General features: G+C 48.8%; 8 protein-coding genes. 7 read left to right on the forward strand and 1 reads right to left on the reverse strand.

Translation table 11 applies throughout. The annotated features are described in order from the left end of the window. The first annotated feature begins 43 nt into the window (after positions 1-43). The 5 genes from ACWPAB_RS11070 (at position 44) to ACWPAB_RS11090 (ending at position 7,846) form a co-directional block, all read left to right on the forward strand. Complete coding sequence (locus ACWPAB_RS11070) at positions 44-919, forward strand: SDR family oxidoreductase (RefSeq protein ID WP_003566762.1); 876 nt, start codon at positions 44-46, stop codon at positions 917-919. Between the two features lie 596 nt (positions 920-1,515). Further along, positions 1,516-2,994 (forward strand): sucrose-6-phosphate hydrolase, encoded by a 1,479-nt coding sequence (locus ACWPAB_RS11075; RefSeq protein ID WP_003580330.1) that lies wholly within the window; start codon positions 1,516-1,518, stop codon positions 2,992-2,994. Positions 2,995-3,138: 144 nt separating this feature from the next. Further along, complete coding sequence (locus ACWPAB_RS11080; RefSeq protein WP_003580329.1) at positions 3,139-4,140, forward strand: LacI family DNA-binding transcriptional regulator; 1,002 nt, start codon at positions 3,139-3,141, stop codon at positions 4,138-4,140. Positions 4,141-4,214: 74 nt separating this feature from the next. After that, positions 4,215-5,882, forward strand: a complete 1,668-nt coding sequence (locus tag ACWPAB_RS11085) for a glycoside hydrolase family 13 protein (protein WP_003580326.1) — start codon at positions 4,215-4,217, stop codon at positions 5,880-5,882. A 2-nt stretch (positions 5,883-5,884) separates the two neighbouring features. Then, a complete protein-coding gene (locus ACWPAB_RS11090) occupies positions 5,885-7,846 on the forward strand; it encodes a PTS beta-glucoside transporter subunit IIBCA (RefSeq protein ID WP_027111533.1) in 1,962 nt (653 codons plus the stop codon). A 557-nt stretch (positions 7,847-8,403) separates the two neighbouring features. Here ACWPAB_RS11090 and ACWPAB_RS11095 read toward each other — a convergent pair. Then, complete coding sequence (locus ACWPAB_RS11095; protein ID WP_003566756.1) at positions 8,404-9,588, reverse strand: AbrB/MazE/SpoVT family DNA-binding domain-containing protein; 1,185 nt, start codon at positions 9,586-9,588, stop codon at positions 8,404-8,406. Between the two features lie 249 nt (positions 9,589-9,837). Here ACWPAB_RS11095 and ACWPAB_RS11100 point away from each other — a divergent pair, with 249 nt between their 5' ends. Both ACWPAB_RS11100 and ACWPAB_RS11105 read left to right on the forward strand, forming a co-directional pair. After that, positions 9,838-10,404, forward strand: coding sequence for a hypothetical protein (locus ACWPAB_RS11100; RefSeq protein WP_003580320.1), 567 nt, complete (start codon positions 9,838-9,840; stop codon positions 10,402-10,404). A gap of 275 nt (positions 10,405-10,679) precedes the next feature. After that, positions 10,680-10,841 carry a hypothetical protein gene (locus tag ACWPAB_RS11105; protein WP_179948668.1) on the forward strand — a complete coding sequence of 54 codons (162 nt, stop codon included), beginning with the start codon at positions 10,680-10,682 and terminating at the stop codon, positions 10,839-10,841. Positions 10,842-10,849: the final 8 nt, after the last annotated feature.

Below are 10,849 nucleotides of genomic sequence, written 5' to 3' on the forward strand. Positions count from 1 at the left end.
AAAGTGCCTGTTCAGGCACTTTTTCTTTATAAGGAGAAAGTTATTGACAAATCTATTAGTGATTGGTGCTACTGGCAATATCGGTCAACCGCTGATCCGCGACCTGCAAGATGATCCAGATGTTCACCTATTTGCTGGTGTGCACAATTCGGAGCATGCCAAACAGGCGTTAAACGGGCTGAAGGTTCAAGTACGCCGGTTTGACTTTCTCGATCCTGCCACTTTCGAGCAAGCCTTAGCTGACATCGACAAGGTCTTCTTCGTTCGGCCGCCACAATTGGCTAAGCCCAAAGAGGATATGTATCCTTTTCTCGATGCCTTGGTGGCTCGACATGTGAAGCAAGTTGTTTTTGTGTCACTACTTGGGGTGGCGCATAATCCAATGACGCCGCATCATCAAATCGAAAAACGGATTGTTGAACTTGGTTTGCCTTATACTTTCATTCGTCCAAGTTTCTTTATGCAAAATTTGAATACCACCCACCAAGCTGATATCGTCGGCCATCGCGATCTGTTTGTGCCTGCTGGGCATGCTCGCACTAGTTTCATTGATACCCGTGATATCGGCGCGACTGCTGCGGTTGTCCTGCGCGATCCGGCATATATTGGCCAAAAGCTCGATATTACCGGCGCCCAAGCGCTCACCTACGCCGATGCTGCCCAGATCATGACGATGGAACTCGGTGTGCCGATCACCTATAGCAAGCCGAGTTTGTGGCGTTTTCGCAAGGTCATGCTGCAACGCGGGCTACCGAAGAACTATGTCAATGTCATGGTGATGCTTTACTTGATCACCCAGTTAGGTAACGCCAAAACGGTTACGACAACATTGCCAAATGTGCTCGGGCGCCCAGCAATCAGCTTCGAGCAATATGTCCATGATTATCGGGCAGAATTTCTACCTAAACCGCTGTCGTGAGCAGATGATTTTAATCAACAGACTTAACATAAAGACCCATTTACCATCACAAAAATTTCACACATCGCTTGTAGTATTAACAACATAGAAATGAGCCACCCACTCATTCCTTCCCCAACCCAACTTTTTCATTTTTACTCCTCCAAAGTAAAAAATCGCTGATCGGCCACCCTCCGATCGGCCAATCAAAAATCCGCGGCCTAAGCTGCGGATTTTTTGCATCAAGTTTGTTTGTTGCGGATCGCTTTTCAGGATCTATCTTGGGCAGCGATTTATCCGCTAGCCTGAACTGGTTCCGCGGCGATGGGCTCAGTGGCGGGATTTTCCTAAAGCAGGTGGGTTGCCTGCTTTAGGAGAAGGCCGAGTTTTGAGCCAGCGTGCCGGATTTGCCCGTTGGCTCAAAGTCCGTGCCCACCACGCTAGCTTCGTGGTCACCATCCCGAATCACTGCGGCGCCACCCCGTCCTTTCGGTGGTCAACCAGCTCTCCCGAAAATGATTGCATCAAGATTTCAGAAACCTGTTTTTCTGTCTTCATTGACATTGCCCCTAACTCATATATGATGGGGGTAACATTTCAAACAAGGTGGTAAGTTCATGAAAGAAGCAACTTGGAGTACGGCGGCGCGGTATCAGCCGTATTCGTCCTGGGCGCCTGATTATATTATGAAGTTGAAGGCTCAGGTTGCTGCGAGTAAATGGCGGACAAAGACGCATGTTCAACCAGATACTGGTTTAATCAATGACCCGTGCAGCTTGAACTTTTTCAACAACAAATGGCACCTTTATTATCAACAATTTCCGTTTGGCCCGGTCCATGGCCTGAAGTCGTGGGCGCATGCGGTGTCGAAGGATTTGTTTAACTGGCGCCGGGTGCCAGGCGATCTATTGCCGGATAACGAGTATGACTCGCATGGGGCTTACACAGGATCAGCGTTGGTGACACACGGCACGTTGCGCTTGATGTATACCGGCAATGCGCGGGATGATCAGTGGCATCGGCATAGCACCCAGCTAGGGGCCGTTCTCGGCGCTGATGGCCGGTTGTTCAAGGATCCGAAGCCATTAATCCTAACACCGCCTACTGGTTACACGCAGGAGTTCCGCGATCCATTTTTGTTTAACTATGAAGGCCAGACCTATGTCCTGATTGGCGGCCAGCGTCCAGATCACACCGGCGCCATTCTGCTTTATGCCAAGCAGACCGACAAGAGCTGGCGGTTTGTGGCACCGCTAAGTATTCCTGATGAATTTTGCGGCTACATGGTTGAGTGCCCGAACATCACGTTCATCAATGGCAAAGTGGTCTTAGTATACTGTCCACAAGGTCTCGATCAGGACTTTTTCGAATATGAAAATGTCTATCCGAATATTGCCCTCGTGGCTGATAGTTTTGATCCGGCAACTGGTAACTTAACCCACCAGCGGCTGCAAAACATTGACAAGGGTTTTGACTTTTATGCGACTCGTCTGGCGAATACAGATGATGATGGCACCTTGGCGATTTCATGGCTCGGCTTGCCAGATACCACCTACCCAACAGATGATGATGGTTGGGCCGGGGTCTTGAGTTATGTGCGCCAATTGACGCTGCGTGATGATCACGTTTGCCTCTATCCGCACCCGGCTATCAAAAGTCTGCGGGAGACGGCGGTGGAAGATCTACCGGTCATTCAGCAGCATGATGATGAGTGGACCGTTACCAACTTGGAAGGCGCCTTTGAACTAGCCTTCACGCTTGCGGCAGGTCAAAAGACAACGATTCATCTGCCTGATGGGGACCATGATCAGTTGCTGATTCATCTCGACTCTGATAGCGGGCAGGGGATGATTCAGCGCGAGAATCGCAATAATGGCGGCAGTTTGCGCCAGTTCGGCTTTCCAGCTGGAAAAACAGTTGAAATCCGCTTGTTCATTGATGTATCTGTGTTCGAATTATTCATTGACCAAGGCTACCGCGTTGTCTCCGGTCGCTTCTTTGGCAATGAAGCACCAACCGCGGCACGCATTACCCCACCGTCAGCGGCCAGTGATGTTGTGTCATGGAATCTTAAAAAGGATAATGGCGGTCTTTGATCGCAAGCCTTACGTTGTGGCGACACGGCGTAAGGCTTTTTTAGACTGGGACGCAAAAAATCTTTTTAGTCAATGCTTGACAATTTTTGAAAGCGCTGTATACTCGTCTATGAAATCGATTCCATATAAAAGGAGATGCAAGGAATGGCGACGATTAGTGAAATTGCTAAAGCAGCAGGGGTTGGCGTGACCACGGTTTCGCGCTATCTGAATCATCATCCCTACATCTCCGCTGAAAAGCGTACGCGGATCGAAAAAGCAATTCATCAGTTGGGCTATACGCCGAGTGCGGCCGCCACATCATTGCGCGCTCAAGCCACTGGCAACATCGGGGTTCTGGTATCCCGCGTGACCAATCCGTTTTTTGCTGGCTTGTTCGATGCGATTGAACGGGAACTACATGCCCACGGTTACCAAGTGATGATTACCCAGACATATGATGATCCCGAGGCCGAAGAACGGTTTCTCAAGCAACTGAAAAGTCGCGAATTGGACGGCGTCATTTTAGCTTCAGTTGAAGCCCCTGATCGAGTTATGGCAGTTGCGAAGGCCTTTCCGGGGCGGGTTGTGGTTGTGAATGCCGATGCCCAGATCCCCGGGGCTACTTCGCTGGTATTGCCACATTATCAGGCGACCCGTGATGCACTCGACTATTTATTCAATCAAGGCCATCGCCGGTTTGCGTATGTCAGCGGTGGCACCATCAGCGGCGCCCACCATGGACAAAGCCGTACGCAAGCGTTTTTAGACTTTATGCAGGCACATCAGCTTTTAGTGGCGCAAGATTTACTGTTTGGTCAAATTCACACAGCCAAAGAAGGGCAGGCAGTTGGCAAGCAGCTCGCAAGCTTGGCGCCGAATGTGCGGCCGGATGCCGTGTTTACCAACTCGGACGAGGTCGCAGTCGGCGTGATTGACAGTCTGTTGGCTGCCGACGTGAAGGTACCTAATGACATCGCAGTTATGGGATATGACGATCAGCCGTTTGCGCCTTTTGCCAAAGTCCCGCTGACGACGGTGCATCAGCCTGTTGCTTCGATGGCAGCGGCGGCGACGCACGAGTTGTTAAAAGGGTTGGGCCGACAAGTCGCCCAAGACACGCAACCAACCTTGCACTTATCGTTGAAAATCAGGCAAAGCGCCTGAGTTTTATTTTTGCCTCATATGGAATCGATACCACATTCTCATACGACAGCATCAGCTAACTGGAGGATAAAGTCATGACGAACGAAACTAGCCGTACTTGGTGGCAACAAGAAATTTTCTATCAAATCTATCCGGCCTCATTCAAAGATAGCAATAATGACGGCATAGGCGATCTGCCTGGCATCACTGCCGAATTACCGAAGTTAAAAGAATTAGGCATTACCACGATTTGGTTGTCGCCGGTTTATAAGAGCCCCATGGTTGACAATGGTTATGACATTGCCGACTATCAGGCGATTGATCCGCGCTTTGGGACCATGACTGACTTTGATCAGCTCATGGCAACTGCCAAAGATCTCGGTATCAAAGTGGTAATGGATTTGGTGGTCAACCATACGTCCGATCAGCACCGGTGGTTTCAAGCGGCGCTCAAGGATCCGGCCTCACCATATCGGGACTTTTATATTTTCCGCCAGGGTCATGATGGTCAGCCGCCGAACAACTGGCGCTCAAACTTCGGCGCTGGCTCGTCATGGACAGCGGTTCCCGGAGAGCCCAACACCTATTATCACCACGTCTTTTCCCCACAACAACCGGACCTGAATTGGGAAAATCCGAAGTTGCGGCAAGCCATTTATAGCATGATCAACTGGTGGCTAGCCAAAGGCCTCGCCGGATTCCGGGTCGACGCCATTACGTTTATCAAAAAGGATCAGGATTTTGCTTCTATCACGCCAGATGGCAGCGATGGGTTAGGCAAGGTTAAGCGCAAAACGGAAAATCGACCGGGTCTGGATCAATTTCTCAAAGAGTTGAACACTGCCACCTTTAAACCAGCCAATGCCGTCACGATCGGTGAAGCGTCCGGCGTTGCATACGATCAACTCGGTGACTTCATTGGCGAAAACGGCTACTTCTCAATGATTTTTGATTTTCATTACGCCGACATTGACGTCGCTTCCGGGTCTGAGTGGTTCAAGCAAACCAACTGGACGCCGAAAATGCTTGGCGAGGCGATTGCCAAAAGCCAGCTGGCGATTCAAAAAGTTGGCTGGGGGGCTAATTTTCTTGAAAATCATGATCAACCGCGAAGCCTAAGCAAGTATATCCGTGAGCCGCAATATCGCAATGCGATTGGGGCAAAAGCCTTAGCACTGTTATACTTCGGTTTACGTGGCTGTCCGTTTATCTATCAAGGCCAAGAACTCGGCATGGTCAATGCGGTGCGAACCAACATTGATCAATTCAACGATCTTTCCGCGCATGACAACTATCGCCGTGCACTGGCAGAAGGTTACTCCGAAGCTGATGCCCTTGCTTGTGTCAACCGACGCTCACGTGACAATGCCCGTACGCCATACCCATGGGACGACAGCCAAAATGGCGGCTTCAACGCTGGTCATGAACCTTGGTTGCCACTGGCCAAGCAAGCTGCTGGCGTGAACTGGCAGGCAGAACACGATGATCCCAATTCGGTCTGGACGTTTTATCAAACGCTCTGCCGCCTGCGGAATGCATCACCATTGCGCGCCGATTTGATCGAAGGCGACTTTGCCCCGCTGGATGCACACAACGACAACGTGATTGCCTATGCCCGCGGGCAACATGTCCAAATTTTTGTGAATCTTAGCCCGAAGTCAGCTGCAGTTGACTTACCAGCTGGTCACGTTTGGCTGAACAATTACCCGGACGTTGGAACGAGCTTACAACCCTATCAAGTGATTCTTATTGAGGTGAAATGATCATGGCTAAAAACTATGAAGAAGAAGCAAAAGCAATTTTAAAGCTGGTTGGTGAAAATAACGTCGATTCCGTGACCCATTGCCAGACGCGACTGCGTTTTGTAGTGAAAGATCGGAAGGCAATTGATGACAAAGCCCTTGAGAAGTTGCCGGAAGTCAAAGGTGTTTTCTATGGCTCTGGCCAATATCAGGTCATTATCGGCACCGGCGTTGTCAACGATGTCTACGCGGCCATTGCTAAGCTTGGCACCGTGAATGCGATTTATGGTAAAGACGACGCCGACACTGCCGGTAAAACCAGCAACGAGCACAAGACAGTCGTACAGCGATTAATGGCGATGCTGTCAGGCATTTTCATTCCAATTATTCCTGTGATTGCTGCCACCGGTCTGTTCTTAGGGCTGAAAAGTGCAGCAACCAATGCGCAAGTATTAAAACTTTTCGGAGCGGTCCCAAGCGATATACCGGCTAGCCTGACATCGGTAATCTCGGTGCTCACCGATACCGTTTTTGCTTTCTTGCCCGCCTTGATCGTCTGGTCGACCTTCCGCTACTTCAAAGGCACACCGATCATTGGGATCGTCATTGGTTTAATGCTGGTTTCGCCAATTCTACCAAATGCGTATTCGGTTGCTGATGGCAGTGCCAAGGCCATTATGCTGTTTGGCTGGTTGCCAGTTGTTGGTAGTCAAGGCTCCGTGTTAACCGCCTTGGTCGCTGGGTTTATCGGGGCCAAACTTGAACTATTCTTCCGGCGTCACATGCCCAACGTTTTGGAACAGATTCTCACGCCATTTTTGACGATGCTCGTCACGTTCGCCATCATGATCATGGGCGTCGGTCCAATTGTCCACGCCATTGAAAGTGGCATGCTTGTCGGTGTTGAAGCCGTGATCCATCTGCCATTTGGAATCGGTGGGTTCCTGATCGGGGCTGCTTATCCACTGATGGTTCTCATCGGGATTCATCAGACCATGATCGCCATCGAAACTTCGCTGCTTGCTTCAACCGGTTTGAATCCGTTGATCACACTTGAAGCGATGTATGGCTTTGCCAACCTCGGCGTTGCCCTCGCCATTTTCTTACGGGCCCGTTCCAACAAGGCTAAAGCAACTTCAATGGGTGCCTTTACCTCACAACTATTCGGGGTTTCTGAACCAACGTTGTTTGGGGTCTTAATCCGTTACAACTTTCGGCCATTGATCGTCACCGTTTTGACATCCGGAATTGGTGCTGCGATTTTAAGCATGCTCAACGTCGCTGCTAACTCGTATGGCCTTGCAGTGGTGCCATCTTATCTGATGTACATCTATAACGGCCATGCGTTGTTGTGGTATACCATCGTGTCACTTGGGACCGTTGTCGCGGCCTTTGTCGCGACCAACGCGTTTGCGATCCCGAAGGAAGTGCTAACGCCAGATGGGGATGTCGAAACCGCCAATGCTGTGATCTCCTCAACTGTCAGCGACAACAAAGTCTATGCACCGGTTGGCGGTGAAACCGTTGCGTTGGATCAAGTCAGCGATCCCGTTTTCGCTTCAGGGATGATGGGTGAAGGCATGGCCATCAAGCCTGCCGAACCTGGCATCAACAAAGTTTACGCACCACAAGCCGGCACCTTATCCGTCGTCGCCGACACCGGCCACGCATACGGCCTAACGACAGATGATGGCATGGAAATCCTCGTTCACCTAGGCATCGATACCGTCAATCTCAAAGGTGCACCGTTTACAGTCGCCGTCAAAGCCGGTCAGCATGTCAACCAAGGCGACTTGCTCGGCACCTTTGATCAAGCAGCTATTAAAAAGGCTGGGCTAGACGCGACTACCATCGTGCTCATTACCAATAGCAAGTCTTATGCACAAATCGAGCCAGTGGCGGCTGATACCACGGTTCAGGCTGGGGCGGATTTGCTCGCGGTGCAGCGTGAAGATGTGAAGGTTGAATCGGTTGAACCGGCTTGATGTTGTTAAACAACGTTCAAATAAGCTGGTGGGAATCTCTAGGCTAAAGTTCTATGCTGTGCCAAACTGCGCAATCTCCGGCCAGATGGGGCTGGAACGCTGTGACGGCGCTTCGAGCCCAAAGACCGGTCTCGAAGTCGCCTAACAACATCAGCTCCACAGCCCGTCGCTGTGTTGTTTGCACGGCTGAGCCCCATCTGGCCTACGATTGCTCCGCTTTGGCACTGGGATCTTTAAAATTGATGCTAAATTACCTATGATAAGGCTAATAATTTTCCGCTATACATTGAGTGATGTCTCAACATGCGTAGCTAAAAATTGCCCCCAAATTGCCCCCAATTTTAAAAAATACCCCTAGTACCGACAGATGATTGAAGCGTCTGTTAGTACTTGGGGTATTTTCAATGCTAGATGGGAGCCAGAGTGACAAGTTGCCAACCTGTAGCGGCTTTCGACTAGTCGGTCTAATTTTTTTGCAAACATCCTTAGTTAACAAGGCTGCGAGAAGCTGAGTGCTAAATTAGTAGAGCGTGCCAAGAAACAACAGTGGATCATAGCTAGTCAGTGTTTACCTTGTCTGTGGTCACCGTCACGACAAACGTAGACTCGTCTTTTTGGTAAAGCCGGTGAATGTTTTGCAGTAGCAACATGATCCATGACATTGCGAGGGCAAAGGCAATCATCTCAAACGCTGTCAGTGACAAGTAGTGGACGAATTGGAAGAGGATTGCGGCGAAAATGATGATGCCGCCGATGATGTAACTGGTGCTTAGAAATTCGCGCGAAACGCCTGGCAACAGCCAACGAACTGCAATGATCATGCCGATAATGAAATAATTCAGGAACCAAGCACTTTGCGTATGCAAGATATGCATGAGGCCGCGATTGTTCGGGAAAAGGCCGACGCCCAGCAAGGCAATCGCCGCAACCGTCAACATGATCCGCATCGTGATCAACCGCCAATCATTTTTTCGATGCGCCATCAGTGGTACGAAGAGATAATCCACCAGCGCGATCCACAGCAAGGCCGACACAGCGATGGTGAGATTAAATTGCCACGCATTCAAAGCCTTGTTCGTGCCAAGAAAACTGACGTTATGTTGCCACCACTGGCGCGAACTATTTGTCACAATCGCGCCAATGACGCCGCCAACGAAGGTCGATAGAAACAGGGTCGTGATGAAGGAGGTCGAAATCGACAAGGCCGAATAAATCATCAGGTAGTTCACAATACTGATAAACAGCAGGAATAACCCAGTCGCCGTATAAATATCAAAACTGACGCCTTCAAACATATAGCCAATCACCCAGAAAAACACTGATGTCACAAACGCGAGAATAATTGCAAAGGACAACAGCATCGTTGGAAAAATTCGCCAATAACGGCGCCGATGATCCCGCCCATGAATCTGGCGATGATTCTGAATGTAAGCAACCGCAAACGTAGCGATCCCACTCAACTCGCCCAGCACAATGACCATCTGGGCAATCGAGTTCTTTCCCGTCATTGGCACCTGCAAAATCTGGAAATAGATAAAGTAGACCAAAAACGCGATTCCAGCCAAAACCGTGGGAATCAGGAAGAACCGTAGCGAAATCGTCTGCGTCCCCGTATCCGTCCGTTTAGGCCGAATCACGGCTTCCTTATCTTTTAAAGTAACTTCAACTTGCTCGCCATCTTTAATATCAAGATCTTCCATGATGGCGTCTGGGATGACGACGTGATGTGTTTCTTTAGCCAATGTTTTAACACGCTCCAAAGTTGGTTTGATGTGATGTGTTCAGGAACTTACTGTAGCACATTTTGGAAAAAGGGTGTTGCCAACTTAAAGTACGGTCTAACTTTCGATTGTTAGGCAATGCCTATGATACAATCAATCTGAAGTTATGCGGTAAGGGAGACTCGCAGTCCGCCTATGGGCTGGCACAAAAGGGAGCTTTTATTTTCAAGATTGATTGAGCCTTTTTCTAAACGATAGGAGGTACGCGTCATGACAGAAGCAGACCACGAAATAAGATATGCAGAGTACATGAATATGATCAACATGACCTATTCTGAAGCAGTTGCCTATTTACTCAATAAATATGGACCGGTGAAAGACAACTATTTTAATGAAAAATCTTATCAGCGTTTTCTAAACGGTGAAATCAAGTCTATTAGCAAAGGCAAGTATGCCAGAACTTCAGAAGGACTCTATACGCACCATGTTGACGAGAATCGTGCAGAAAACCTGAGTGATCTAAGATTTATTCGACATTATCAATATCCGTTTAGTATGCATCGTAAAGACAGACTGGTATATGCGGATCTAATCGAACATCTTATTTTGCACGCCATTATTGCTAAAGAGACAGATGGACGCTTTGGTGAAAAAGGATATAGCGTTTTCTTAGCCCCAAATGTCGATCAATGGTTTATAAGTAAGAAGATGCCGGAACCTGAGTGGATGAAGGCAGTGTATCGGCGTTCGTTTCTGACTAAAGAAGAGGCAAAGAGACTTTTAGAGCAAATTGATAGTGGCCCACGAGCAAAAGTTGCTCGATATTACAGAATCTGAATGATTCTTACGCGGTGAAAAAGCAGTGTTACTTCATGATTAGCGTGAAGTGGCACTGCTTTTTGTTTACGTTTCTAAATGTAGTCAGATTTCGCTACAGAATTGTCCCGAAAACAAATGTAAACTCTAACACAATATTTGCTCTATTCGTTACTCAACTTCAATTTAGTCCGAATCGGTGACGAACGTATCCTGATTTTCTGTCAGAAGTACATATTAAATCAGTCAGTCAGTTGAGTCCCTCTGTATGGACGTTGCCCGTAATATGCTTCATAATGAAGAAGGTTATCTATACGCTGGAACGCAGCGTTAAGGTTCAAAAAGCATCTCGGTCTTGCGGGCTGCTTTGGATGAATATTAATACAGTTTTGAAGATGCGAATCAAGGAGTATGAATGGTTCGTCAGTGGCTTGCAGGATCTGAAGAAATACGACTAACGGGTTTT

The organism is Lacticaseibacillus sp. 30, from assembly GCF_053819265.1.